Annotated in this window: 28 protein-coding genes; 15 read left to right on the top strand and 13 right to left on the bottom strand. The window is 46.4% G+C overall.

What is annotated here, in order from left to right; translation table 11 throughout:
* Positions 1-10: 10 nt before the first annotated feature.
* Genes ICN46_RS04255 through ICN46_RS04265 form a run of 3 tightly spaced genes read left to right on the top strand, consistent with a single transcriptional unit; the run spans position 11 to position 2,098 of the window.
* A complete protein-coding gene (locus ICN46_RS04255) occupies positions 11-550 on the top strand; it encodes a chromate transporter (RefSeq protein WP_216204973.1) in 540 nt (179 codons plus the stop codon).
* Positions 547-1,068, top strand: a complete 522-nt coding sequence (locus tag ICN46_RS04260) for a chromate transporter (RefSeq protein ID WP_216204976.1) — start codon at positions 547-549, stop codon at positions 1,066-1,068. The genes ICN46_RS04255 and ICN46_RS04260 overlap by 4 nt, the downstream gene beginning before the upstream one ends.
* Before the next feature lie 49 nt (positions 1,069-1,117).
* On the top strand, positions 1,118-2,098 hold the full coding sequence (locus ICN46_RS04265; RefSeq protein WP_216204979.1) for a Bug family tripartite tricarboxylate transporter substrate binding protein: 981 nt from the start codon (positions 1,118-1,120) through the stop codon (positions 2,096-2,098).
* 52 nt (positions 2,099-2,150) lie between these two features.
* Here the strand turns inward: ICN46_RS04265 and crcB are convergent, their stop codons facing one another.
* The 4 genes from crcB to ICN46_RS04285 are packed head-to-tail and all read right to left on the bottom strand — an operon-like array spanning position 2,151 to position 3,679.
* Entirely contained in the window at positions 2,151-2,528 is a 378-nt protein-coding gene (gene crcB / locus ICN46_RS04270) for a fluoride efflux transporter CrcB (protein WP_216204980.1), read from the bottom strand.
* A 9-nt stretch (positions 2,529-2,537) separates the two neighbouring features.
* Positions 2,538-3,317 carry a 4,5-DOPA-extradiol-dioxygenase gene (gene ygiD / locus ICN46_RS04275; RefSeq protein WP_216204983.1) on the bottom strand — a complete coding sequence of 260 codons (780 nt, stop codon included), beginning with the start codon at positions 3,315-3,317 and terminating at the stop codon, positions 2,538-2,540.
* Between the two features lie 12 nt (positions 3,318-3,329).
* Positions 3,330-3,467 carry a hypothetical protein gene (locus tag ICN46_RS04280; RefSeq protein WP_216165368.1) on the bottom strand — a complete coding sequence of 46 codons (138 nt, stop codon included), beginning with the start codon at positions 3,465-3,467 and terminating at the stop codon, positions 3,330-3,332.
* A 44-nt stretch (positions 3,468-3,511) separates the two neighbouring features.
* Positions 3,512-3,679 (bottom strand): hypothetical protein, encoded by a 168-nt coding sequence (locus ICN46_RS04285; protein ID WP_216204986.1) that lies wholly within the window; start codon positions 3,677-3,679, stop codon positions 3,512-3,514.
* Positions 3,680-3,707: 28 nt separating this feature from the next.
* On the opposite strand from ICN46_RS04285, the gene ICN46_RS04290 reads away from it, so the two are divergent.
* The gene (locus tag ICN46_RS04290; protein WP_216204989.1) at positions 3,708-4,370 is read left to right on the top strand and encodes a site-2 protease family protein; all 663 of its coding nucleotides are present in this window, start codon (positions 3,708-3,710) and stop codon (positions 4,368-4,370) included.
* A 73-nt stretch (positions 4,371-4,443) separates the two neighbouring features.
* Positions 4,444-4,890: a c-type cytochrome gene (locus ICN46_RS04295; protein WP_216204990.1), complete on the top strand. Its 447-nt coding sequence runs from the start codon at positions 4,444-4,446 to the stop codon at positions 4,888-4,890.
* On the opposite strand, the gene ICN46_RS04300 is transcribed toward ICN46_RS04295, so the two are convergent.
* The gene (locus ICN46_RS04300; protein WP_216204992.1) at positions 4,877-5,560 is read right to left on the bottom strand and encodes a cytochrome b/b6 domain-containing protein; all 684 of its coding nucleotides are present in this window, start codon (positions 5,558-5,560) and stop codon (positions 4,877-4,879) included. The two genes, ICN46_RS04295 and ICN46_RS04300, sit on opposite strands and share 14 nt — an antisense overlap.
* A 43-nt stretch (positions 5,561-5,603) precedes the next feature.
* On the opposite strand from ICN46_RS04300, the gene ICN46_RS04305 reads away from it, so the two are divergent.
* Positions 5,604-6,809, top strand: coding sequence for an MFS transporter (locus tag ICN46_RS04305; RefSeq protein WP_216204993.1), 1,206 nt, complete (start codon positions 5,604-5,606; stop codon positions 6,807-6,809).
* A 38-nt stretch (positions 6,810-6,847) separates the two neighbouring features.
* Here the strand turns inward: ICN46_RS04305 and ICN46_RS04310 are convergent, their stop codons facing one another.
* On the bottom strand, positions 6,848-7,789 hold the full coding sequence (locus tag ICN46_RS04310; RefSeq protein WP_216204997.1) for a 3-hydroxyacyl-CoA dehydrogenase family protein: 942 nt from the start codon (positions 7,787-7,789) through the stop codon (positions 6,848-6,850).
* Positions 7,790-7,873: 84 nt separating this feature from the next.
* Between ICN46_RS04310 and ICN46_RS04315 the strand changes: the two genes are divergently transcribed.
* From ICN46_RS04315 to ICN46_RS04330, 4 genes are all read left to right on the top strand, one after another.
* Complete coding sequence (locus tag ICN46_RS04315; protein ID WP_216205000.1) at positions 7,874-8,803, top strand: 2-hydroxyacid dehydrogenase; 930 nt, start codon at positions 7,874-7,876, stop codon at positions 8,801-8,803.
* Between the two features lie 12 nt (positions 8,804-8,815).
* Positions 8,816-9,742, top strand: coding sequence for a dihydrodipicolinate synthase family protein (locus ICN46_RS04320; protein ID WP_216205005.1), 927 nt, complete (start codon positions 8,816-8,818; stop codon positions 9,740-9,742).
* 30 nt (positions 9,743-9,772) lie between these two features.
* The gene (locus ICN46_RS04325; RefSeq protein ID WP_216205007.1) at positions 9,773-10,723 is read left to right on the top strand and encodes a TAXI family TRAP transporter solute-binding subunit; all 951 of its coding nucleotides are present in this window, start codon (positions 9,773-9,775) and stop codon (positions 10,721-10,723) included.
* Positions 10,724-10,784: 61 nt separating this feature from the next.
* Positions 10,785-12,797, top strand: a complete 2,013-nt coding sequence (locus tag ICN46_RS04330; protein WP_216205010.1) for a TRAP transporter permease — start codon at positions 10,785-10,787, stop codon at positions 12,795-12,797.
* 30 nt (positions 12,798-12,827) lie between these two features.
* Here ICN46_RS04330 and ICN46_RS04335 read toward each other — a convergent pair whose 3' ends face one another.
* The 3 genes from ICN46_RS04335 to ICN46_RS04345 all read right to left on the bottom strand — a co-directional run bounded on the left by ICN46_RS04335 (position 12,828) and on the right by ICN46_RS04345 (position 16,072).
* The gene (locus ICN46_RS04335; protein ID WP_216205013.1) at positions 12,828-13,808 is read right to left on the bottom strand and encodes a Bug family tripartite tricarboxylate transporter substrate binding protein; all 981 of its coding nucleotides are present in this window, start codon (positions 13,806-13,808) and stop codon (positions 12,828-12,830) included.
* A gap of 69 nt (positions 13,809-13,877) precedes the next feature.
* Positions 13,878-14,933 (bottom strand): Ldh family oxidoreductase, encoded by a 1,056-nt coding sequence (locus tag ICN46_RS04340; protein WP_216205016.1) that lies wholly within the window; start codon positions 14,931-14,933, stop codon positions 13,878-13,880.
* 5 nt (positions 14,934-14,938) lie between these two features.
* Positions 14,939-16,072 (bottom strand): mandelate racemase/muconate lactonizing enzyme family protein, encoded by a 1,134-nt coding sequence (locus ICN46_RS04345; RefSeq protein WP_216205019.1) that lies wholly within the window; start codon positions 16,070-16,072, stop codon positions 14,939-14,941.
* 106 nt (positions 16,073-16,178) lie between these two features.
* Between ICN46_RS04345 and ICN46_RS04350 the strand changes: the two genes are divergently transcribed.
* Together ICN46_RS04350 and ICN46_RS04355 are read left to right on the top strand one after the other, a co-directional pair.
* Entirely contained in the window at positions 16,179-17,105 is a 927-nt protein-coding gene (locus ICN46_RS04350) for a 3-hydroxyacyl-CoA dehydrogenase NAD-binding domain-containing protein (protein WP_216205022.1), read from the top strand.
* A gap of 96 nt (positions 17,106-17,201) precedes the next feature.
* Complete coding sequence (locus ICN46_RS04355) at positions 17,202-18,665, top strand: M23 family metallopeptidase (RefSeq protein WP_370625478.1); 1,464 nt, start codon at positions 17,202-17,204, stop codon at positions 18,663-18,665.
* Positions 18,666-18,744: 79 nt separating this feature from the next.
* Here ICN46_RS04355 and ICN46_RS04360 read toward each other — a convergent pair whose 3' ends face one another.
* Entirely contained in the window at positions 18,745-19,182 is a 438-nt protein-coding gene (locus tag ICN46_RS04360) for a universal stress protein (protein WP_216205025.1), read from the bottom strand.
* Positions 19,183-19,267: 85 nt separating this feature from the next.
* On the opposite strand from ICN46_RS04360, the gene ICN46_RS04365 reads away from it, so the two are divergent.
* Together ICN46_RS04365 and ICN46_RS04370 are read left to right on the top strand one after the other, a co-directional pair.
* Complete coding sequence (locus ICN46_RS04365) at positions 19,268-19,669, top strand: DUF2177 family protein (RefSeq protein ID WP_216205029.1); 402 nt, start codon at positions 19,268-19,270, stop codon at positions 19,667-19,669.
* Between the two features lie 18 nt (positions 19,670-19,687).
* Positions 19,688-21,319, top strand: a complete 1,632-nt coding sequence (locus ICN46_RS04370; RefSeq protein WP_216205031.1) for a SulP family inorganic anion transporter — start codon at positions 19,688-19,690, stop codon at positions 21,317-21,319.
* Here the strand turns inward: ICN46_RS04370 and ICN46_RS04375 are convergent.
* Positions 21,316-22,035, bottom strand: a complete 720-nt coding sequence (locus tag ICN46_RS04375; RefSeq protein WP_216205038.1) for a sulfite exporter TauE/SafE family protein — start codon at positions 22,033-22,035, stop codon at positions 21,316-21,318. The genes ICN46_RS04370 and ICN46_RS04375 overlap by 4 nt on opposite strands.
* A 78-nt stretch (positions 22,036-22,113) precedes the next feature.
* Between ICN46_RS04375 and ICN46_RS04380 the strand changes: the two genes are divergently transcribed.
* Entirely contained in the window at positions 22,114-22,887 is a 774-nt protein-coding gene (locus ICN46_RS04380) for a fumarate/nitrate reduction transcriptional regulator Fnr (protein WP_216205041.1), read from the top strand.
* On the opposite strand, the gene ICN46_RS04385 is transcribed toward ICN46_RS04380, so the two are convergent.
* Together ICN46_RS04385 and ICN46_RS04390 are read right to left on the bottom strand one after the other, a co-directional pair.
* Positions 22,884-23,147 carry a hypothetical protein gene (locus ICN46_RS04385; protein ID WP_216205044.1) on the bottom strand — a complete coding sequence of 88 codons (264 nt, stop codon included), beginning with the start codon at positions 23,145-23,147 and terminating at the stop codon, positions 22,884-22,886. The genes ICN46_RS04380 and ICN46_RS04385 overlap by 4 nt on opposite strands.
* Positions 23,144-23,347, bottom strand: a complete 204-nt coding sequence (locus ICN46_RS04390; protein WP_216205046.1) for a hypothetical protein — start codon at positions 23,345-23,347, stop codon at positions 23,144-23,146. Before ICN46_RS04390 ends, ICN46_RS04385 begins: the two co-directional genes overlap by 4 nt.
* Positions 23,348-23,354: the final 7 nt, after the last annotated feature.

Raw genomic sequence — 23,354 nt, forward strand, 5'->3', positions numbered from 1 at the left:
GATTGCCATTTTGAAAACACTTACCCCACTCCAGCTCTTCTTTATTTTTAGCAAAATTGGTCTGTCTGGCTTTGGGGGTGTTCTACCTTGGGCGAGACGCACATTGGTAGAGAGGGATAAAGTACTCAGCTCCGAAGAATTTAGCGCTATTCTGGGTATCTGCCAAATTGTTCCAGGGCCTAATGTTATTAGCCTATCAGTTTGCGTTGGCTCACGGTTTTGCGGGGTGCGAGGTGCTATCGCGGCGCCACTAGGACTAACCTTGGGACCCATCATTGTCGTACTGTTAATCGCGCTCATGTATGAGCACTTTAGCTACCTCGATGCAGTCAAGGGGGCATTGCGTGGCGTTACCGCAGTCGGAATCGGACTGGTTGCAGCCACAGGCTTTAAGATGCTGCGTGATGAATTTCGCTACCCGATGATGTTTTTAGTGGTCATCGCGACCTTCCTAGCTGCAAACTATTTTCATCTAGGTTTAGGTTGGGTCGTTTTAATCATCTCTCCCTTGGCGCTGTTTTTAGCTTCGAAAAAAGCGCGCATCTCATGACTATTCTTCTGGGCTTTCTTGCCAAGCTTGCAGCTCTATCACTCATTGCATTTGGTGGGGTGAATGCTCTACTTCCGACCATCTTCGACATCGCGGTAAATCAAGAACATTGGATTGATGCACAGACATTCTCAGATTACTTTGCCCTAGCGCAAGCCGCTCCAGGTCCCAATTTCATGATTATTGCTTTGCTTGGGTGGCATGTCTCTGGCATCCCTGGAGCATTTTTGGCTACTCTGGCAATTGCCCTACCCTCCTCTGTTTTAATTTTCTTTTTGCAACGCATTATTTTGGGAATCAAAGATCCCATCAAAAAGCAAACAATTCAATATGCGGCGGCGGCACTAGCCATTGGCCTGATCTTCTCCTCTGTATGGCAAATCGCCTTGCAGATTAATCATGGCGTAGCAACCTACGCCTTGACCATCATCACAATTGGACTTACAGTATTTACTCGCTGGCACCCTTTATATTGGATCGCTATCGGTGCAGCGCTTGGGGCGTTTGGCTTGCTTTAATTTAATGACCACTCTCGGTTTAAGATAGTTTTTTACCAAAGGAATACATATGAGCTTGTTAAAACCCATTCTCTTAGGTGCAGCGACTATCGCTTCACTATTAAGCCCAGTATTAAGCTCGGCGCAATCACAATATCCGACAAAGCCAATTAACTTTATCGTTCCTTACGGCGCAGGTGGCGGTGCAGACTCACGCAGCCGTCAAATTGCTCAAAAAATGAGTATCCTTTTGAATCAGCCCATCATTGTAGATAACAAACCAGGCGCTGGTGGCAATATCGGTACAGAATTTATTGCTAGGGCAGCACCTGATGGATACACCATTGGTATGGGTAATTTTGCGCCTATGGCAGTGAATAAAACACTCTTTGGTAATTTACGCTACGACCCAGAAACCGATCTAAGCCCGATTGTTTTAATTGAAAAGGGTCCACTCGTTTTAGTCGTCAATCCAAGCTCACCTTATAAAACTGTTAAGGACATTATTGACGCAGCCAAAGCAAAACCAGGCGAACTCACCTTTTCTTCTGGCGGTATTGGAGGTAGTCACCAACTCTCCGCAGAACTATTTAAACAGAGCGCTGGTATCGATATGATTCATGTGCCGTATAAGAGTGGTTCAGCTGGTCTTACCGACTTAATGGCTGGTAATGTCACAATGATGTTTGACCAAATGTACTCAGCAATGCCTAGCATTAAGGCTGACAAACTGCGTCCGATTGCCATCACCAGTAAAAAACGTTCACCACTACTTCCAAATGTTCCTAGCTTTGCTGAAGTAGGCTACCCCAAGATTGAAGTGCTGAATTGGCAAGGTTTAATTGCCCCCAAAGGCACACCCAAGGCCATTATTGATAAGCTGAATGCCGCTGCAAATGAGGCATTGAAAGATCCTCAACTCAGAGAGCTGATGCTTTCTCAAGGCAATGAAATTGGTGGTGGCACGCCAGCAGATTTTGCGGCACTCATCAAAGCAGAGGCAGCAAAATGGAGCACTGTTGTCAAAACTGCGAACATCAAGCCAGAATAAAAAAGACGAAATGACAATCAATAAAAATAAGGGGCCTGGTAGTCCCTTATTTTTATTTAAGTGCTTGATAAGTCAAGATACCCAAGAAGGTCAACACCAGTGAGCCGATAAGGTGCAACAAAGCAGTGCCCAGGGCCCAAGTAATTTCTCCGCGTTGAATAAAAGCCACTACTTCGGCAGAGAAGCTAGAGAAAGTGGTTAAACCCCCTAAGAAACCGGTCACAACCAAGAGTCTCCATTCGGGGGAGAGTTGGGGATTGTTTCCAAAGAATGCTACAGCAAGACCTACGAGATATCCGCCTACCATATTAGATATCAAGGTCCCCATTGGAATGACTGAGGTAGCACTCACAGTCAGTACATTAAAGCCAGCTCTCAATAGAGCGCCGAGACCAGCGCCAAAAAAGATTGCAAGAATAGATAGCCACATATTGATATTCTATTGAATAGAAAAACTCAGCATGCCAATGGAACTCATTTCTATTCCATCAACCAGCACCTTGGCAGACTCGCCCTCGGCTTGTAAAGCCAGTGTATACAAGGCTGGCCAGTAATGCTCTGGGGTAGGGATAGATAAATGCGCTGCATCCCCAAAAAGCTCCCAATCAATCAAAGTCTCGTGATGATTCATTGCCATCTCGGAAAGAAAAAAGTCATTGAACTGCTTGGCCCATGGATAAGGTTGTGCACCATCCTGCCAATGAATCGTTCTCAGATTGTGCACAACATTACCGCTGGCTAAAATTAAAATGTTTTCATCGCGTAGTGGGCGCAGTTGCTTTGCGAGCTCGTAATGTTCGCGAGCCGACATCGAACCATCCAAACTTAATTGCACCACCGGTACATCGGCATCGGGATAAAGATATTTAAGAACGGACCATGCGCCATGATCAATACCCCACTCGTTCTCCTCCATCACAACGGGAACATTTAATAATTCTTGCACGCGCTCAGCCAATGCTGGACTGCCTGGCGCTGGATATTGAATTTCAAAAAGAGCTTGGGGGAATCCGCCAAAGTCATGAATTGTTTTTGGCTTGGGCATGGCGGTAACCCAAACACCTCGAGTGACCCAATGCGCCGAAATAACTAATATGGCTTCAGGGCGCTTTAGTGAGCTACCCAACTCAGCCCAGACCGCTGTATAGCGATTGGGCTCAATAGCATACATTGGACTACCATGGCCAGCGAATACAGCAGGTTGGCGATGGCTAGTCATGGATAACGGGTATTAGCCGAATACGTAACCAGTATGGGCTGCGACTAATGCAAACAAAATAGCCAAGCTTGTGGCTGCTGCCAACATCACGATCAAAGTAATGATCTTTTTATTGATTTCTGATTTGGGCTCGTTGTGCCATTCGTTCATGCTAAATCCTCGTTAAACACATTAATTAATAGCTCAATTATCCACTATCGGCCGCGACCTGCCTTGCGCATCATGGCTTTTCCACCACCAAAGCCTGCCTGAGGGCGTCCAGCTGGGCCGGAAGGGCCTTTAGGAGCTGGTGGGCGTGGGGCTGGCTTTGCCACAACGGGTTTAGCCACAGTTTTTGCTTCGGGTTTCTTTTCGTCAGTCACAATTCACTCCTATAGATATCATATTGCCATGATTACTGACTATTCTATCCAAGCCGTCGCCATTAATGCGATTCCCCTCATTTTTGCCATCACGATCCATGAGGCAGCCCATGGCTACGCAGCCCGCAAGTTCGGCGATAACACGGCCTATGCCCTAGGCAGAGTAAGCCTGAACCCCATGAAACATATTGATCCGGTTGGGACGCTTCTCATCCCCCTTGCGCTGATTTTGACAGGCTCCCCCTTTCTGGTTGGCTACGCAAAACCAGTACCAGTGAACTTTGGGCGACTGCGCAATCCCAGAATCGACTCGATTTGGGTGGCCCTAGCAGGCCCGGGCTCCAACTTCATCCAGGCCCTTATTTGGCTTATTTTGCTGATAGCGCTCGTGGGGGTTGGGATAGATGAAAAATTTCTGATTTCTATGTCGCAGGCTGGTATTTCTTGGAATCTTGGCTTACTAGTCTTCAATCTATTCCCACTTCCGCCTTTAGATGGCGGCCGTATTCTTGCTAGCTTACTACCGATCCGTCAATCTATCGCCTTAGGCAAGCTGGAGCCATGGGGATTTTTTATCGTCCTTGGCCTAGTTTTTACTGGGATCATTGCTAGCCTCTGGATGGCACCTTTAATGAGCTTCTTTGAGTGGTTAATCCTTCTGATGACAAGCCCCCTCAGGATGATTTTCTAGCTCAAGCAAGAAATTTTGTTCTGGGATATGCTCACTCCAAGCAGTCTTCCAGCCCCACCAACGGAGAATTCTCATGAAATTAAGCAAAATCGTTTTAAGCGCAGCAGCATTACTCACCATCAATGGCAGTGCATTTGCCCAATTCCAAAATGCGGAAAAAGCCGTTGAGTATCGCCAGAGCGTTTTCACTGTTATGAGTAATCATTTTGGCAGAATTGGCGCCGTTGTGAAAGGTGAGGCTCCATTCAACAAAGATGAACTTGCTAAGAACGCTGCCATTGTTGCGATGCTGTCTAACCTGCCTTGGCAAGCTTTTGGGCCGGGGACTGAAGGCGGAAAAGCAAAACCAGAGGTATGGTCTGACAATGCAAAATTCAAAAGTGCTTCAGAAAAAATGCAACTAGCTGTAGCAGACCTCAACAAAGCAGCCCAATCTGGCGACTTGGACAATATTAAGAAAACATTTGGCGCTGCAGGGCAAGCTTGTAAAGCCTGTCATGATGACTTTAAGAAGAAGTAATGAAATAACCCAGCACTATCGCAATCACGCTGAGCAATAACAAAGCCAAGCCACGTTGCAGACTTCCATCTTTTGAGGCTTGACCCAAAACAGCAGGTGAATACTTCACCTCCTCGCTTGGGTCAATTTCTTTATCGCCAGTGAACATTGGCTTAATTAAATTTTCGCCCTTGATTTTTTGGTAATAAAAAATAGCAGCTAAATGCAGTGCGATCAAACCATACATCAGATTTGCATTTGCTTCATGCACCTCGGAAAAGATCCCGATAACTGTTTCTGAAACATATTTAGCAAATGGCCCCTGAAAAGCAATTTCGTCATCAGCAAATAAGCCAGTGATTGCCTGAAGCAGTAAGACGCCCAATAAACCCAATACCGATAGCGCACCAAGTGGGTTGTGCCCCAAGACTGCCTTAGATTTTCCACGCAAATAACCCAACAGAGCTGCCTTACTTGGAACGAAGTTGGCAAAACGCGCATGGGTTGACCCTAGCAAACCCCAAATAATCCTGAAGATCAATAACGCCAGAATGGTATAGCCACAATAAGCATGCCATTGCATCGCATTACCGCCAATATTCACGCTGATAATGCTAGCAACGATGCAGACCACTAAGGCCCAGTGAAAAAGACGGATGGGTAAGTCCCAAATTCGGATGATTTTCTTCATGACATTAGAATAAACAGGTTCTCCCTTAAACTAAAGGGAATTCATGAAAACAAGTAAAGCCTTTAGAACCCTCTTACTCTACCGCGTTGGTGCGACCTTAAGCTACCAAATTATGATGGTTGCAGTAGGTTGGCATATATACGAGATTACCCATAGCGTAGTCTCGCTTGGCCTCATTGGGCTTGCGGAACTCGTGCCTTATTTTGCTTTAGCGCTTTATTCTGGGCATGCGGTTGATCACTATTCGCGCAAAAAGATTTCTGCGCTGGCATCTGCCATCCATATTTTGGTGGCCCTGTTCTTGACTGCCATTGCGCTGGGATTCTTGGCACCACCGGTGCCGCTGATCTATACAGCTGTTGGTTTTATTGGGGTTGCTAGAGCCTTGCTTCGCCCCTCTTATCAAGCGTTATTTGGGCAAATTATTCCGCGTGAAGAGTTAACCAAATATACGGCTTACGCAACCGCCTCTTTTCAGATCTGTGTCGTTGTAGGGCCTGGACTTGGCGGTCTCTTGATTGGCTTTACTAGCCTGACTTGGACCTATGCTTTTGCCGCTCTCTCGGGTTTAATTAGTCTTTATGGGGTTACGCTGATTCAGGCACAGCAAGAGAAATCGTCTAATCCAGCAGGTCAAGTTGTCAAAAGTCTGATGGAAGGTTTTGACTACGTCAGAAAACATGAATTTATTCTGAGTACGATGGCTCTCGATATGTTTGCAGTCTTATTTGGAGGTGCCGTTTCTATCCTACCTGCTTTTGTCAGTGAGGTACTTCATGGCGGCCCCGAAATGCTCGGCATACTTAGGGCAGCGCCTGCGGCTGGCTCAGTCTTAATGGGGGTTTACTTAGCAAGGCGCCCAGTTTTGAATGACTCGGGAAAATATATCCTGCTGTCTGTTGCTGGGTTTGGCTTATCTATCATCGCATTCGGCTTGTCAACAAACCTATGGATATGCACGTTTTTCCTTTTTGTCTCTGGCGTCTGCGACTCCATCTCTGCTGTGATTCGTAGCAGTATTTTGCAGTTGACGACCCCGGACCACATGCGCGGTCGCATCAGCTCAATCAACGGCATTTTCATTGGCTCATCCAACGAATTGGGGGCTCTAGAATCTGGCTTGGCAGCAAGCCTACTCGGATTGGTGCCTTCAATTATCTTTGGTGGTGTAGCCACCATCGCAGTGGTTTTAATTACCTATAAACTTGCCCCGCATTTAAGCAAGCTACACCTCAGAGATATGTCCTAAAGAAGCTGAGAGCCTTGACAACTCTCAGCTTGAGCTAATTATTTAATTTCAGGCAACTCTTTCTGAATTAACTTCAACCCAGCACGTAGCAAACTTTCATAACGTTCACGCTCTGCTTTAATAGTTTCCGCTGTCCACGGGAAAAATCCTTCTCCAGTTTTCATGCCCAACTTCCCGCTGGCTACACGATCACTTAAACACTTCGCAATATTGGGAGAGTTATTGAGAGATGGGTAAATACTCGCGCCTGCTGCACCATGAACTTCAAGTCCAGCGTGATCGCGCTGCATTACAGGGCCGGCGGCTAAGTAACGAAAACCAAAACCGAAGCGCACCGCCTTATCAATATCTTCAAGGCTAGCAATCCCAGAATCCACCATGTCAAAAGCTTCGCGAGATAAGGCATGCTGCAAGCGATTAGCTAAAAAGCCGGGCAAATCTTTCTTGACTGTGACAGGAACCATGCCGCACGCAGTCATCAAGCGAGACAAGCTCTCGCCAACCATTGGCGATGTTTTCTCACCATAAACAACTTCAACACATGGCACTAAATGTGCGGGCATAAAAAAATGTAGCCCAATCATCCGTGCAGCAGTTTTAAGACCCTTAGCAATTTCACTGATCGGAAAACTAGAGCTATTGCTTGCTAAAACGGTTTCAGGATTTACGCACTGCTCTAGCTTCGCGAATAACTGCTGCTTGATATCCACTCGCTCAGGAACACACTCAATCACCAAATCAACATTAGACCAATCGACCTCTTCAAGTGCTCCAGCAACAGATAGTAAGTGCGTGCGATGTTCATAACCCAACTCGCTCAATGTATTGGCAAAGTAATCAGGCAAAAGAGCACGCCTCTCAGTGGTGGGCTCGACCACCTGAACCGCGCAACCTCCTCGCGCACATACGGCAGCCACATCGGCACCCATGGTGCCACCACCTACGATTACTACTTTAGTTTCAGCCGGGGTAAACAACATCTGGTTTTCTCCTAAAAGAGGTAAAAGCGGATAAGAAATCCACTTACAATGACTCCATTATTTCAATAAAAAAGTAAGCGAGACATGATCCCAGTCAATTCAGTACTGCAGGTCGGACACTTTCCTGAACTCATGCAGGCGGAAATCAATCGCCGCTTTAGCCCTACCTGCCTCCTAGATCCTAACGCACCACCACCAGAAGGTAATTTCCAGGCCATTTTGGTGCGATCCAACACAAAATTACCTGAGGCACTGGTCAAGCAGCTCCCCAGCATTCAACTTATAACCACCTGTGGAGTAGGTTACGACAACCTACCTCTAGGCTACCTTAAACAACAAGGCATTAAAGCCACCAATACCCCAGGCGTCTTGAATGACGCAGTTTGTGAGCTGGCGATTGGCATGATGTTTGGACTTATGAGGCGCATTCCAGAAGCGCATGAATTTGTGAAGAGCAAGGCGTGGTCAAAAGGACTTTTTGCTATCACCACAACCTTAGCCGGAAAAAAGGTTGGAATTCTGGGGATGGGGAGGATAGGACAGGATCTGGCAAAACGGCTTGAGCCCTTCAAGGTGGAGATTATCTACAGCGGCCCCTCTAAGAAGGATGTCCCATACCGCTACATAGCCGACGCTACAGAACTTGCAAGAGAATCTGATGTTTTATTCTTGGCCTGCCCCGCAAGCCCAGCAACAGAAAAAATCATCAATGCTGAGCTTCTTGAGGCTCTCGGACCAAGCTCATATCTGATTAATATTGCCCGGGGCAGCGTCGTAGATGAAAGTGCACTTTTATATGCGCTGCAGCAAAAAAGAATTGCTGGCGCAGCCCTCGATGTGTTCGACAATGAGCCTAATCCAGATTCAGCCTTCCTTGACCTCGACAATGTTCTACTCACACCCCATATTGGAAGCGCTACCTCGGAAACGCGTATAGCCATGACTAACTTTGCCGTGGATAATTTAGAAGCCTTTTTTAATCAACAGCCACTACTGACAGAAGTAGAAAATTAATTTGGAGTTAGCATGACCATCACTTTGCACCCTTCCACATTGCCCGCAGTTCTCTCGCCGGTGCTCACACCCTTCAAAGCTGATGGCAGTCCTGACGCCAAAGCTCTACTAAAACAATGTCAATGGCTTGAGGCAAACGGCGTTGGTCAAGCGGTATTTGGCACAAACTCCGAAGCAAACTCTATGTCGGCTCCACAAAAAATGAGCACTTTGACAGCGCTTGTTGAAGGTGGCCTTAATCCTGCCCATATGATGCCGGGCACTGGAGCCACATCGATTGATGCAACGGTCAGCATGACTCGCCATGCAGTCAATCACAAATGCGCTGGCGTATTGATGTTGCCACCCTTTTATTACAAGGATGTCACTGATGATGGCCTTTTCGCTTACTACTCTGAAGTCATCCAAAAAGTTGGAGATGCGGCGCTACAAATCTATATTTACAACATTCCTCCAGTCACTAAAATCACTTTGAGTCTTTCTTTGCTGGAGCGCCTAGTAAAAGAATATCCAAAAACAGTAGTGGGCATGAAAGACAGTTCTGGTGATTGGGCATATACCGAATCCGTCATTAAACTCTTAGCCCCGGCAGGCTTTCGTGTTTATGCTGGTAGCGAAGTTTTTCTCATGCGCACATTACGGGCTGGCGGTGTAGGATGTATTTCAGCAACAGCTAACGTTAACCCAAAAGCCATAGCCGACGTAGCGACTAATTGGCATGCAGCTGATGCCGATCAAAAACAAGCAGACTTAGATCAAGTACGTGCCATCTTTTCTCAATACCAAATGATTGCCGGTATGAAAACAGCAGTTGCGCATTTCAGCAAAAACCCCGAGTGGCTTAGAGTGCGCCCTCCACTTATGCAATTAAATCCAGATCAACAAGCTAAATTACTTAGCGAATTACAGAAAATCAATTTCAGCATGCCAGGTCTTTAATCAAAATGTAATCCAATAGGAGATAACAGAATGAAATTTCTAAAAATAATTGCTTTATCGCTAGCCATCCTCGGAAGTAGTGCGCAGGCGCAGAATATTTCAATTGCCACTGGCGGTACAGGTGGGGTCTACTACCCAATGGGCGGCGGTCTTGCCTCAGTACTTTCGAGCAAAGTTCCCGGCATGTCCGCAACTGCAGAAGTCACTGGTGGCTCAGTAGATAACCTCAATCTTATTGGGACCGGAAAACCCTACATTGGCTTCTCTATGGCGGATGCCGCCAAAGATGCTCAAGTTGGGAACGACAAATTTGCTGGCAAGAAAGTAGATCTAAGGACCCTCCTGGTGCTTTATCCAAATTTAATGCATGTTGTAACAGTGGAGAGCACCGGCATTAAGTCAATGAAGGACCTCAAAGGCAAACGCATTAGTACTGGCGCACCTGGTAGCGCAACTGAAGTAATGGCCTTCCGCTTGCTTGAAGCTGCCGGTCTTGATAAAGATAAGGATGTGAAACGTGAGCGTCTGAGTGTTGCTGAATCAGTAAATGCCGTCAAGGATCGTAAGATCGATGCTTTCTTTTGGGTAGGAGGTTTACCAACGGCTGCTGTTACCGACTTAGCAAATAGTCCAGGCATGAAAATTGTGATGGTAGATACCAATGATGAAGTAGTCGCCATGAATAAGAAATATGGCAACCTCTACTTCCCCACTGTCATCCCCAAAGCAACCTACAGTGGCATGGCCAAAGATAATAAAGTTGCTGCGGTTGCAAATATTTTGGTTGTCAATGCAAACATGTCAGATGCTGATGCTTATAAAATTGTTAAAGCCGTTTTTGACAACAAGCTTGAGTTAGTTCGCACGCACCAAGAGTACATCAATGTCACCCTAGAGGGTCAAAAACAAAAATCTACGCCGATTGATTTTCATGCAGGCGCTTTGAAGTACTTCAAAGAAAAAAATATCAAAGTAAATTAAACCATCAAAGCCCTTAAGGGCTTTGATGTATCAACATAAAAATAAAACAGCAGGATGAGCCATGACTGAAAATGTGATTGATCACGAAACCCAAGCGCAACTGGATGCCTTTATTAAGCAAGAGGAAGGTGATTCCAATGACTACAAGGGAATGCTTGCAAAATTCATTACTCTGGTCGCGGTTGGCATGTCTCTGTTCCACTTGTATGCAGCCTATTCCATTGTGCCGACGCAACAACTTAGAGTCATCCACGTTGGCTTAGTGTTATTTTTGGTCTTTCTAAGCTTTCCGATTGCGGCGAAATTTAAAAATCGTCTCATGTGGTGGGATGTTTTATTTGCCATTGGCTCGGCTGCAATTGCCTATTACATCCTCAGTGGTGGCGATGACTTCTCTGATAGAAACACTGCCCCCAATACAACTGACATTATGGTTGGCCTTGGCCTTATTCTCTTAATCCTAGAAAGCGTGCGCAGAACGAATGGCATGATTTTGGTTGGGGTGACTAGCCTATTTTTAGCATATGCCCTATTTGGCAACTACCTCCCAGCACCATGGACCCATAAAGGCTACGACCTTGGTCGCTTAGTGGGTTACATGTATATGACGCTTGAGGGTATTTATGGAACAGCTGTAGACGTTTCAGCAACCCTCATTATTCTCTTCACAATCTTTGGCGCCTTCTTACAATTTACGGGTGCGGGTAAATTCTTCATTGACTTCTCATTTGCGGCAATGGGTGGAAAATCTTCTGGCGTTGGCAGAACCATCGTTTTGTCTTCATTCTTAATGGGTGGCCCGTCAGGCTCCGGGGTAGCCACTACAGTGACCGTAGGCTCTGTTGCTGCGCCCATGCTTGAAAAAGTTGGCTATGAAAAAAATGCGGCTGGCGGTCTGCTGGCTGCTGGCGGCTTGGGCGCCATTATCTCGCCACCAGTATTAGGCGCTGCCGCGTTTCTTATTGCAGACTTTCTAAAGATTTCCTATTTAGATGTATTGCTAATGGCAACGATCCCCACCATTCTTTTCTACCTCGGTTTATTTGTGATGGTCGAAATCGACGTACGCAAATATGGCATGAAAAATATTCACTTCGAAGCCACTGAAACTGCTTGGCAATTAACCAAAAAATATTGGTTCCATTTCTTTTCATTGATCTCGATTGTTGTCTTCATGCTTTTTGGTTTTTCGCCCGTCATGTCGGTATTCTGGGCAACGATTGTCTCCGCCTTCTCGAGCATGCTGAGAGAAGATACCGCAATCATTCCCTGGGCTTGGTTTAAGGGCAAAGAACCAATCCTAGGTGGTTTATATAACTCCAATCTCACCAAGGCCTTGGCCTCTGGATCAACGGGCGTACTTGCTATTGCCGCTACTTGTGCGGGTGCAGGCTTAATTGTTGGTACAGTGACTCTCACTGGTTTAGGCCTTAAATTTAGCTCTATCGTGATTCAGTACGCCGGTGGCTCACTATTGCTCACAACCATCTTTACTGCGCTCGTTGTATGGGTTGTTGGCCTTGCGGTTCCAGTAACAGCTTCCTACATTATTTGCGCTGTAATCGCAGCTCCAGCACTAATTAATCTAGGTGTGCCCGCATTTGCGGCGCATATGTTTATCTTTTATTACGCAGTGCTATCAGAAGTCTCCCCACCCACCGCCCTCTCCCCATTTGCAGCGGCGGCGATCTGCAAAGGTAATCCCTATAAAACAACCTTGCAAACCTGGAAGTATGTTGCCCCCGCAATTTTGGTGCCATTCATGTTTGTACTAGACAAATCTGGCACCGGTCTACTCCTAATGGGCTCAATGGATGCGCTAGCCCAAGCAGACTGGATGCAAATTGCCTGGACCTCCTTCACAGCAGTAGTCGGCATTATTTGCTTGGCAGGTGGACTGCAGGGATGGTTTATTGAAAAGACTAGGGTCTATGAGCGCATCGTGATGGTGATCTCTGGTGTTGCCTTAGCCTACCCAGCAACCGAAGCGGACCTGATTGGATTCATTGGATTTGGGCTCGTGCTCGTAACTCAAACGATTGCCCATTTAAGATCAAAACCAACTGCCGCTTAAAGACTTCAACAGCAGTTGGCACCCATCTCTCTAATCTAGTTTGATATTTACCTTCTCAATCACTCGCTTCCAGCGGGTGATGTCTGAGAAATATAGATCGCTAAAGCGCACCTGATTTAAGGGTGCAATTTGCACTCCAGCCTTGATGAAGCGGTCCTTCATTTCAGGGGTGTCTAGGATTTTTAGAACGCTAGCAGTCAGAGTGTTCATCACTTCTTTTGGTGTACCAGCAGGCACAAAAACGCCTTGCCATAAAGACATATCGTACTCCGCAACCCCTGACTCCAAAACAGTTGGCAACTCTGGGGCTCCACTGAAACGCTGCTTGCTGGTGACCGCTAAAGCACGCACTTTGTCAGCCTTATAAAGGGGATAGCCTACTGGCATACCTGCAAAGTAGAAGTCAATTTGTCCGCCTAGTACATCAGTTGCCGCAGGGGCGCCACCTTTGTATGGGACATGGATTGCTTGAGTATTAGTCAAAGATAAAAATAACTCGCCAGCCATATGATCAGAATTACCAATACCTGAGGAGGCAAAGCTTCGCTTGCCGGGATTGGCTTTTAAGTCTGCGATCAGTTCTGCAACATTTTTAATGGGGGAGTTGATATTCATAATCAAAATATGGGGAGTTGCAGAAACACCCACCACCGGTACCAGATCTTTCATGCCATTGAAAGGTAGCTTTGGGTTAGCCGCCACATTAATCGCTAAGCCGTTTTGAGCAAACAAAATGGTGTAGCCATCTGGAGATGCTTTGGCAACAGCTTCTGCTGCAATGCTGCCAGCAGCTCCTCCGCGATTCTCGACAATAATTGGTTGCTTCAACAGCAAACTCAGGTCTTGCGCAACCATCCGTCCAACGATGTCCGTTGAGCTACCTGGCGCATAACCAATCAACATTTTGATAGGCTTGTCTGGATAAGCGGCAATACCTGAACTTGTCGCAAGCGCAAAAGTAGCAGCAAGCAAAAATTGTCGGCAAAAAACAGAGGGGGATGAAAACTTCATTGATATCTCCGGGTACTTTTTATAGTTTGAATGATTGATACGAATCTAGCTTATCAGTATATTGGCAACTTATGTAATTAAAGATGCAACGCCCCACTCTGCTGCACATGCATTCAGAGTGGCAAGCAATTCTGGTGAAATCGGAATACCTTCCTTCCTTCGTCTAGCAGACGTTGCAGCCGCGCCCTCTCCCGGAATATGAATATGCTCAACGCCAGGCAACTTTCTTGATTGAGCAATATCTTCAACCACCTGTGTCACGCGTGCCAAAAATAAATCTACGTCCCCAAAGGCGGCCGGGTCAACTGCAATCACGACTTGCCCAGTATTGGTTGTAAGTTCGTGACTAGCGTTGAAATCAATCGTGTCTTTACCTACAGCAGCCCCGTTCAAAGATCCAGCTAGCAAGCCCACCATTAATGCCAAGCCATATCCTTTGTAATCACCAATCGGTAATAAGGAGCCTTCGCCTGAGCGCTGTGGATCCGTCAAAGGCTTACCCTGCTTATCGATCATCCAACCTTCAGGCATCTGTTCGCCGCGCTGAGCCGCCAACTTGACCTTTCCATAAGCTGCCACAGTAGTAGCCATATCCAACAAAACAATAGGTCGATTTTTGGCAGGCACCGCAATAGCAATAGGATTGGTTGAGAGCAGCAAATCAATACCTCCCCAAGGAGCCATATGATTGGCATTTCCAACTGCCATATAGATTCCGACTAAACCAGCCTCTGCTATCGTTCTTACATAGACAGAGGCAGCGCCTGAGTGATTACCATGATGACTGCCAATCCATGACACCCCAAATTGACGCGCTCGTGCAATTGCAAGCTCCACGGATTTAGCCATGACCAAGTGCCCTAACGCATTATCACCATCGATCAAAGCTGTTGCGCCACGATCCTTGTCTACCCGAATATTAGGCTGCAAATTAGCACCCCCAGCTTTAATGCGCTTCATGTAAGCCGGCAAACGAAAAATGCCATGCCCGTCCGCGCCAGCTAGATCAGAACACACCATGAGATGTCCTACTTGCTGAGCATCATCCGCAGGAACTCCTGCTGCTACCAGTACTTGTGCAATGAATTCTTCGGCCCTTGCAACCGTAATTTTTTTTGTAGTCATTTTATTTATGCAATCTTGGTCCAAGCCGCTTTACCGGCATATTTTTTTACGGCCGCTTCATCAAACTCGAATCCTAAGCCAGGGGTTTTATGCAAAATCAAATCACCATTTTTAAAGGTCAATTGTTTATTAATCAATCGACGGAAATTGAGTACTTGATCATCTAAAAAAAACTCTACGAAACGCGCATTTGGAGTTGCTGCAACCAAAGGTGCATGCAAGTCGTGCATCCAATGCGGACAAACCGTAATACCCTTGACATCAGCATAGGCAGAGATACGGCGCCACTCAGTAATACCGCCACAGACAGCAGCGTCTGATTGCAAAATGGCTGCGCCACCCGCATCAATCAATTCCCTAAAACGCCAGCGACCCGCCTCCATCTCGCCGGTCGCTACATTAATTTTAGTTTGACGAGCCAAGGCAGCATGCAAATCAATTGCATCTGGAGAAAATGGCTCCTCAATCCAGTATGGGTTGTAGGCCTCAAAGCGCCGCACATACTCAAGCGCTGTTGGCAAATCTCGCCAAGCATTATTAGCATCGAGTGTTAGCAAAACATCTTCGCCAATTGCTTTGCGAGCAGCCTTAACACGCGCCTCCTCTTCGCGAGGAGATAGTCGACCGACTTTCATTTTGACGGCCTTGAAACCTTGTTTTACGTACGACTCCATCTCCTTACCTAACTTGGCAGGCGTTTTACCCTCTAGGTAATAGCCGCCACTTGCATAAGCAGGCACGCGATCCTCAACAACAGCACCAAGATAATGATGCAGGGGAAGTTTGGCAGCGCGCGCATTGAGATCCCAAAGTGCTGTATCTAAAATAGAGATGCCCCTCATGACGGCACCCGAACGACCTTGCAAAATGGATTCGTTATACATCTCCATCCACAAGCCTTCACTCCGATGGCTATTTTGTCCAATCAGTTTAGGCGCAAGTAATTGTTCCACTGCCACTTTAGCAATGTCGCCACCTGCGCTACCGACGTAACAAAATCCAATACCCTCATTACCATCTTTGCCGCGCACCTTCACTAAACAATAATGGCGTTCCGAAACAGTTCTTGTCGAAAAAGAGGTTACCTTATCTAAAGGGACTGCAACTGAGGCAACTTGTATGGACTCGATGATAGGCATATGGGCTCCTTAATCAAAAAATGATTGTATCTAGAATTTAAATCGTCAGAGCATTCTTAAATAAGGAATAATTCAGGTTCAAACCAATATTGTTAATGGGTGAAATATGAGTAAAGTCGTGATCATTGGCACAGGCACAATGGGTGTTGGTATCGCCGCCGGATTTCTAGCTTATGGCGCAAAAACCATTATTTTGGGTCGCGATCAGGCTAAGGCTGATGGTACTTTTAAAGCAATTGAGGCTTACGCTGACGCAGTTGATCCTAAATGGCGTGATCTGGGCGGGCAACTCATCGGTGGGACTATCGCCGCTTGGAATGACTGGGCTGATACCGACCTTGTTGTTGAAACCGTGTCAGAGCGCATGGATCTCAAAATAGCGCTTTTTGCAGACTTAGATAAGCGTGTTCCAGCGCATGTACCGATTGGTAGTAACAGTTCAGGCTTTCCAATTAGCAATATTGCAAAAGGCTTAACAACCGCTAACCGGATGTTTAATGCTCACTACTTCATGCCGGCTCACGTTGTCCCGCTAGTGGAAATTGTTTTAGGCGAAAAATCAGATCCCACCTTAGCTGAGAAGGTATGTGACTTCTATCGTGCGCATGGCAAAAAACCGGTACTTGTTAAAAAAGATATTCCTGGCTTTTTAGCTAATCGCATTCAACACGCCCTAATGCGTGAAGCTCTCTCGCTAGTTCAAGAGGGCATTGCGACCCCAGAAGATATAGACACTGCCGTGCGCTATAGCTTTGGTTTTCGCTATGCTGCAGTAGGTCCCATGACGCAAAAAGAAATTTCTGGTTGGGAAGGTATGACTTTGGCTGCCGAAGTGATTTATCCATCCCTCTCCAATATTGCCGCGCCCCCTGCCTGCGTGATGGATCTTGTAAAGGCCGGTAAAAGTGGTATTGCCAAAGGTGAAGGCTTTAAGAAATGGCCAACAGACGAGGCTGCTAGAGTGAAAAAGAATTATGAAATCCGTCTAAAAGCAGCATTTGATGTGCTAAAAATAGCGCCAGATGAAACTTAACCCCGCACGCGCAATAGACCTTGAGGGTGCAGGTCAAATTGCTGCAATACAACATAAATATCTGGGGTGGTATTCACATTATTAGATAATGAGCCAGTGAAAATAAATGTGAACCGCTGCAGACTCCTTCCCAGAGAATTGCTGCTAGCTATCAGCCTCGCTTTCTTTATAGCAATTCAATGGCCTAGTATTGGTCTGATTGGCATTAGCCAAGCACAAACCAATAAAACGACTAATAAAAAAACGCCGCAAATACGCCAAAAAACTTCCATCCCCAGTACGAAATCGGTTGGGTTTAAAGATATAGCAGCAGGCAAGTTATCCAAATCGAATAGCCTAAATCCTGAACTCTTCCGCAAGAAAGATGCTAACGAGTTTGTTGGCGATACTCTGGGTAACTTGGATTACCGCGTGCAACGTGGTTGCTATAGACGCAGTTTCAGCGAAAGTAATTTGCCAGCCAACCTAAGCATCGACAACCCTCAACTTTCTGAATTTTTTAAGAATCAAACCAAGGGCTTTTTTGATCGGATGCGTGGTAATTGCATCCCTTACGCAGTTGCCTTTGGAAGTCGTAATCGCTTTGATTCTCTGAGCATCATGAATGGCCCTATACAGGATAGCAAAACAGAGATTTTGACCTTCACCCCATCAGCAGCTGGTGGCTTCTTGGTGCAACAAGATTACCTAAAAGATGAATCTTCGCGCTATACCGAAATTGAGCTACCGCTTCGGGACGTTCTCTACGACCCGCGCAAAGTGAGTGACAAGCTTCCGGTAGAACTTGTGTGGGAGCTCAACTCGCTGATTAAGCAAATCTACCCTGAAGAAAGTAATTCCCTAGAAAACACTGACAGCATTGTGCGTTTACTAGTCGACTTTGGAGATCGCGATCATTGGGCGCAAATTTGGGCGACAGAAATCCTAGACCCCAGCACTAAAGAGGTATTCGCCAGTGCCTTCTGGTTAGAGCGGGATGACATTCCAGGCGGCTTCTTTACTGGAAGCGGCGAAGCTATTGAACGCGCTTTTTGGACTAACCCTCTAAGCTATCGACGAATTTCCCGTGGGGTTGGGAATGTACCGGTTTCTCGGAGAAAACCCAGCAAGATTGCCGCCAATACCAACGCCACAAAACCGGCGGCAGTCCCCCAACAACGTTACCGAGCACACATGGGAGTTGACTATGCAGCCCCAATTGGCACACCCATATTTAGCGTAGCAAATGGCAAAGTAGTCCACCTTGGCTTTAGTGGTGCATTTGGCAACCTCATCATCCTCGAGCATGACGGGGGGTATAGAACTTACTACGCACACTTGAGTAATTACAACGTTGAACTCGCCCTAGGCAATGAAGTACGGCGCGGCCTTGAAATTGGTTACGTAGGAACTACGGGGAGATCGACTGGTCCGCATCTCCACTTCGAACTCAGAAAAGATGGGGTCTATGTAGATCCATATTCTTCTCGCATGCAATTAGATTTATGGTCAATGCGCGACACTGAGAGCGGTCAGCTCACTCGAGAAATTCTTCTATTGGGTAGCCCACCCAAGCTTTAGGATCAACCCTTGATCCCGGTTATCTGTGGATAAAAAAATAGGGCCCTTCCGGACCCCATTCTATTTAAGCGGATCGCAATCAGCCCAACACCAACACGGGCAACTTTGAGTGGACAATCACCTCATGAGTTTCGCTACCCAAAAGCATGCTCTTAATACCAGTACGCTTATGTGATGCCATCACAATAACATCTGCCTTTGCTTTTTTGGCGCCATCCAAAATACCTTCAGCCAAGTTAGAGGTCTTGATATGCAGTGTCTTCGCTTTTACTGTACCAAGTTGCGTTTGTGCTTTTTTAAACACATCTGCTGCGTAGGCATCACATGCCTTGGTGTGCTCTTTTGCACTAACGCCATATGCCATAGTGCTATCTGAATACACCATTGGAGGTAAAGGATCAGAAACATACACTAAAGTCACCGCGGCAGCATCAGCCTTGGCAAGTTCAGCAACCTTTTTCAAGGACTTCTTACTTACGTCAGAACCATCCACGGGTACCAATAAATGCTTAAACATATCAACTCCCTTTAAATTAAACTAATTCACTACTCTTTCCATCATAATACTGAATAACAAGATGCAAAAGTACAAAGGGTAAAAATTGCTCCGGTATTTATTAGTCTATCTCACGTTTCTACTTAGCCTGCTGACTATTGACTTAATCTGGCTACTAGGAATCGCCAAAAACCTCTATCGCGATGATATGGGCGATCTAATGGCCCTTGAACCCAAGCTTTGGGCCGGTCTGAGCTTCTACCTTTTATATGCAATTGGGGTATGCACTTTCGTCATCGTTCCAGCCCTTTCAAGGCAATCTTGGATTTATGCATTGCAATTTGGCGCCCTCTTTGGTCTATTTTGTTATATGACTTACGACCTCACCAACCTCGCCGTCATAAGAGATTTTCCGACACGCTTAGCATTCGTGGATATTGCCTGGGGAAGTCTGGTCACCGCAGCATGTTCTAGTCTCGCGTACTGGGCAGGCACTCGAGTCTCCTAGAGCGCCCATAATTTTTCCATGCTTTTTTACCCAAGACTTCTAAGCTCTTTTAAGGGCTACAACCGCGCCCTCTTTACGAAAGATATTTTTGCGGGACTAACGGTAGGCGTAGTTGCCCTACCTTTAGCAATGGCGTTTGCAATTGCAAGCGGACTTAAACCAGAGGCCGGTATTTTCACTGCCATCATTGCAGGGAGTTTGGTTTCTCTACTTGGTGGTAGTCGCGTACAAATCGGTGGACCCGCCGGGGCGTTTATTGTCATTGTGTATGGCATAGTTGATCGCTACGGCGTGGCCAATTTATTACTAGCCACAGCCATGTCCGGAGTATTTCTATTTGCGATGGGCCTACTTCGCTTGGGCACCTTAGTTCGATTTATTCCGATTGCAGTCATCATTGGCTTTACTAATGGCATTGCCTTTCTGATCGGCCTCTCTCAGCTTAAAGATTTTTTTGGTCTCACCACCCCTAAAATGCCGGCCAATTTTTTTGGCAGTGTTCAAGCGCTATATACAGCTGCCGATACGGTAAATTTCATTGCATTAGCGCTAGCAATAGGTAGCTTGACCTTACTTGTCCTCTGGAGGCGTTTTCAAAGTCACTTAGGTTGGTTAAGTCATCTCCCCGGCACTATAGTGGCAATGCTATTGGCCACCATCTTTACCGCAACCCTAAATCTTCCTGTCGATACGATCGGCAGTCGCTTTGGTGGAATCCCTTCCGGACTCCCGCATTTTGAATGGATCCCTGTCAATTGGGATACCGCGCAATTTATGATCATGCCTGCGCTGACCCTTGCATTGCTTGGTTCAATTGAGTCGCTACTCTGCGCTAGAGTAGCCGATGGCATGATTCATGATCGCCACGAACCCAACCAAGAGCTCATGGCCCAAGGTATTGCTAATTTAGCTAGTCCTTTCTTTGGCGGCATGCCAGCAACAGGCACCATTGCTCGAACTGTCACCAATATACAAAGCGGCGGGAGCACACCAATCGCAGGCATCGTTCATGCGCTCACACTCTTGTTTGTGATTTTATTTGCGGCTCCACTCGCAAAAAATATCCCATTAGCCAGTCTCGCAGCCATTTTGATGTTTGTTGCCTGGAATATGGGTGAGTGGCGTAAGTTTTTTGATCTTAAGCAATTTCGCTTAGCCTACCGGCTCACCATGCTGAGTGTTTTCGCGTTAACCGTCATACTGGATTTGACAATAGCGGTTGAAATTGGACTGCTGCTTGCATTTGTCACATTTATCTATCGAATTTCTAGCCTATCTCGTTGCGAGCATGCTGATCTTAAAGATTTTCCAATCTTGAAAAATCAAGTTGGGAAGATTGATGCCTACCGTATCTATGGCGCAATTTTTTTTGGTGCCGTACAGTTACTGGAAAACATTGAAAAGAATTTGCCGAGCGAAACCTTAATACTCGATCTAAAAAATGTGATCTATGTTGATGCCTCGGGGATGGATACCATCATGGAATTGAAATACCTATGTGATGCGGCAGGCGTCAAGCTCATTATTTGTGGGCTAGATCACCAGCCGCGTGATGTTGCTGAACGAAGCGGTCTATTAAAGTCACTAAATACTGACTGTCAATATTCCGACCTTAGTTTAGGCGTCTTGGCAGCAACCAAGTCTCTCTAAGAAAAACAAAAGCCACCTTTTAACAAAGCCTCAGGTAGAACCCAGGCCCTGTAAAGACCAAATCCTCCGGCAGAAAAAAATAAACCCGCAGATAAATATCGGACCCCGCGGTAATGGCCAAACTGAGTCAGCGCCGCCGAAAATTTTGAGATTAATAACAGATTGGGCAAAGTACCCAAGCCAAATGCCAGCATTAAAGCTGCGCCAGTCAACACATCACCCGACAGAAAAGCCAAGGGTAGGACGCTATAGACCAATGCACATGGCACTAAACCCCAGAGCATCCCACTGAACCACCGGGATGGTCGGCTGGCCATCTGCCCAAAATAATGGGCCCAATAGACTGCCATTTTTGCTCCAAACCACCTACCTGGGGAGGCTTGGCGCGCGCGCCCCTTCCAGAGCAGACGAATCCCCATCCAGATCAAAAAACCTGCTGTAAGAGCGTATAAGGGGCGCTGGAGAGGGATAAGACTTTGCTGCCATACAAACACCCCTAACCAAGCAGCTAAGGCTCCTAGCAGCGCATAAGTCGTTAAGCGACCTAAGTGCATGATTAATTGCAGAGAAAAGAGCTTAGATTTGCTATGAATCGTGCCTGAAATGAGTGCTGGGCGCTCTATTGCGGCCGCTATTCCACCGCACATCAAGGCGCAGTGCCAACCACTCACCAGCGAGCCCAAAAAAGTGGCAAATAAGAGGCTAGCGCTTAGCATTGAAATGCCGCAATAAAAGGAAGAAAAGGCTTAGTAATCACCCCAATAGAATAAACTGGTCTCATAATTACATCCAATATGAATTACACAACCTCAGACTCCCCAAACAGCAAATGCTCAGTTTGCGTTTTAGGGCAGTTTTGCCTGCCGGTTGGCCTTAGCGCTATCGATGTCAGCAGGGTAGACGCCTTAGTGAAGGAAAGGGTTCATCTACAGAAAGGTGAAAGTCTCTACCGCCATGGTGATCCCCTTAGCTCGGTTTATAGCGTTCGTTTCGGCACTCTTAAGACTGAATACTGCCTCCAAGATGGTCGTCAGCAAGTCATTGGCTTTCATCTACCTGGTGAAATATTGGGCCTAGATGGCATTGGTGAAGGTCACTATCAATCGGATGCAATTGCCTTGGAAGAAAGTGAAGTTTGTATCATTCGCTATGAAGCATTTGAAGATTTGGCACAGCAGATTCCAGTCCTACAGCAGCAGTTTCATAAGATCATGAGCCGAGAGCTCACTCAAGATCAACGCCATTTACTGTCTCTGGGTACTATGCGTGCCGAAGAGCGCTTAGCCGCTTTCTTACTCAATCTCTCCCAACGTTTAGCTGCGCGCGGTTATCTTAATAATGAATTCTACTTACGAATGAGTCGCGTGGAAATTGGTAGCTACTTAGGCATTCAGATTGAAACTGTGAGTAGGATGCTGTCTCGGTTTTCTGAGGCTGGATTAATTCAAATTAAACAACGTCATATCAAGCTCATTGATATGAATGGTCTCTATGAATTAGCTGGGGTTCCAAATCCAGAGCGCAATGGAAAAGTTTGCAGCCCTGAAGCCAGGTTTCAAAAGATTTAAATTAAGCCGCGATCAACAGGATCACCATCTTTAGGGGCTTCTATACCCGGCAAAATATAAGCCGTTAAGGCGCTTGAAAATGCGCAGAACATCCAAATTACAAAAAACCCTAGGGTGTAGATTCCCTCATCCGAAATATCAGGATGGTGACCAAAGAATAAAAGTTCAGAAGGATGGATCACGCTAAATAGTAAGCCCTCCGCTAAGCCTGCCACTAAAAAGGATGGCCACATAATCCAAATCAAAAGGCGGTACTTCATTTGCCTGCCTGCGTATCTTTGATCTGCTCAACCTTCAGCCCCCGCTTCACAACCCCATCATGTAGGGGCTTATCAGCATATAAATTGACCGCCAACCAGATGGTGATAGCGCAACCTATCATCGCTACTGCAGGACCGCTAATTAATAACCAAGGCCACAACTGTTTCCACCAAGGTTTTATTGTCTGCTGATCTGTCATATTGATG

This window comes from Polynucleobacter sp. Latsch14-2 (assembly GCF_018881925.1).
Lineage (GTDB): Bacteria > Pseudomonadota > Gammaproteobacteria > Burkholderiales > Burkholderiaceae > Polynucleobacter.

Bases quoted from the DNA above. Each gene is read 5' to 3' on its own strand.
- ICN46_RS04345 (WP_216205019.1), bottom strand. From the start codon at position 16,072: ATGCCTATCATCGAGTCCATACAAGTTGCCTCAGTTGCAGTCCCTTTA.
- ICN46_RS04370 (WP_216205031.1), top strand. From the start codon at position 19,688: ATGCTTTTTTACCCAAGACTTCTAAGCTCTTTTAAGGGCTACAACCGC.
- ICN46_RS04340 (WP_216205016.1), bottom strand. From the start codon at position 14,933: ATGACTACAAAAAAAATTACGGTTGCAAGGGCCGAAGAATTCATTGCA.
- ICN46_RS04390 (WP_216205046.1), bottom strand. From the start codon at position 23,347: ATGACAGATCAGCAGACAATAAAACCTTGGTGGAAACAGTTGTGGCCT.
- ICN46_RS04305 (WP_216204993.1), top strand. From the start codon at position 5,604: ATGAAAACAAGTAAAGCCTTTAGAACCCTCTTACTCTACCGCGTTGGT.
- ICN46_RS04330 (WP_216205010.1), top strand. From the start codon at position 10,785: ATGACTGAAAATGTGATTGATCACGAAACCCAAGCGCAACTGGATGCC.
- ygiD (WP_216204983.1), bottom strand. From the start codon at position 3,317: ATGACTAGCCATCGCCAACCTGCTGTATTCGCTGGCCATGGTAGTCCA.
- crcB (WP_216204980.1), bottom strand. From the start codon at position 2,528: ATGTGGCTATCTATTCTTGCAATCTTTTTTGGCGCTGGTCTCGGCGCT.
- ICN46_RS04360 (WP_216205025.1), bottom strand. From the start codon at position 19,182: ATGTTTAAGCATTTATTGGTACCCGTGGATGGTTCTGACGTAAGTAAG.
- ICN46_RS04315 (WP_216205000.1), top strand. From the start codon at position 7,874: ATGATCCCAGTCAATTCAGTACTGCAGGTCGGACACTTTCCTGAACTC.
- ICN46_RS04295 (WP_216204990.1), top strand. From the start codon at position 4,444: ATGAAATTAAGCAAAATCGTTTTAAGCGCAGCAGCATTACTCACCATC.
- ICN46_RS04325 (WP_216205007.1), top strand. From the start codon at position 9,773: ATGAAATTTCTAAAAATAATTGCTTTATCGCTAGCCATCCTCGGAAGT.
- ICN46_RS04280 (WP_216165368.1), bottom strand. From the start codon at position 3,467: ATGAACGAATGGCACAACGAGCCCAAATCAGAAATCAATAAAAAGATC.
- ICN46_RS04310 (WP_216204997.1), bottom strand. From the start codon at position 7,789: ATGTTGTTTACCCCGGCTGAAACTAAAGTAGTAATCGTAGGTGGTGGC.
- ICN46_RS04350 (WP_216205022.1), top strand. From the start codon at position 16,179: ATGAGTAAAGTCGTGATCATTGGCACAGGCACAATGGGTGTTGGTATC.
- ICN46_RS04385 (WP_216205044.1), bottom strand. From the start codon at position 23,147: ATGAAGTACCGCCTTTTGATTTGGATTATGTGGCCATCCTTTTTAGTG.
- ICN46_RS04290 (WP_216204989.1), top strand. From the start codon at position 3,708: ATGATTACTGACTATTCTATCCAAGCCGTCGCCATTAATGCGATTCCC.
- ICN46_RS04260 (WP_216204976.1), top strand. From the start codon at position 547: ATGACTATTCTTCTGGGCTTTCTTGCCAAGCTTGCAGCTCTATCACTC.
- ICN46_RS04335 (WP_216205013.1), bottom strand. From the start codon at position 13,808: ATGAAGTTTTCATCCCCCTCTGTTTTTTGCCGACAATTTTTGCTTGCT.
- ICN46_RS04265 (WP_216204979.1), top strand. From the start codon at position 1,118: ATGAGCTTGTTAAAACCCATTCTCTTAGGTGCAGCGACTATCGCTTCA.
- ICN46_RS04300 (WP_216204992.1), bottom strand. From the start codon at position 5,560: ATGAAGAAAATCATCCGAATTTGGGACTTACCCATCCGTCTTTTTCAC.
- ICN46_RS04375 (WP_216205038.1), bottom strand. From the start codon at position 22,035: ATGCTAAGCGCTAGCCTCTTATTTGCCACTTTTTTGGGCTCGCTGGTG.
- ICN46_RS04320 (WP_216205005.1), top strand. From the start codon at position 8,816: ATGACCATCACTTTGCACCCTTCCACATTGCCCGCAGTTCTCTCGCCG.
- ICN46_RS04380 (WP_216205041.1), top strand. From the start codon at position 22,114: ATGAATTACACAACCTCAGACTCCCCAAACAGCAAATGCTCAGTTTGC.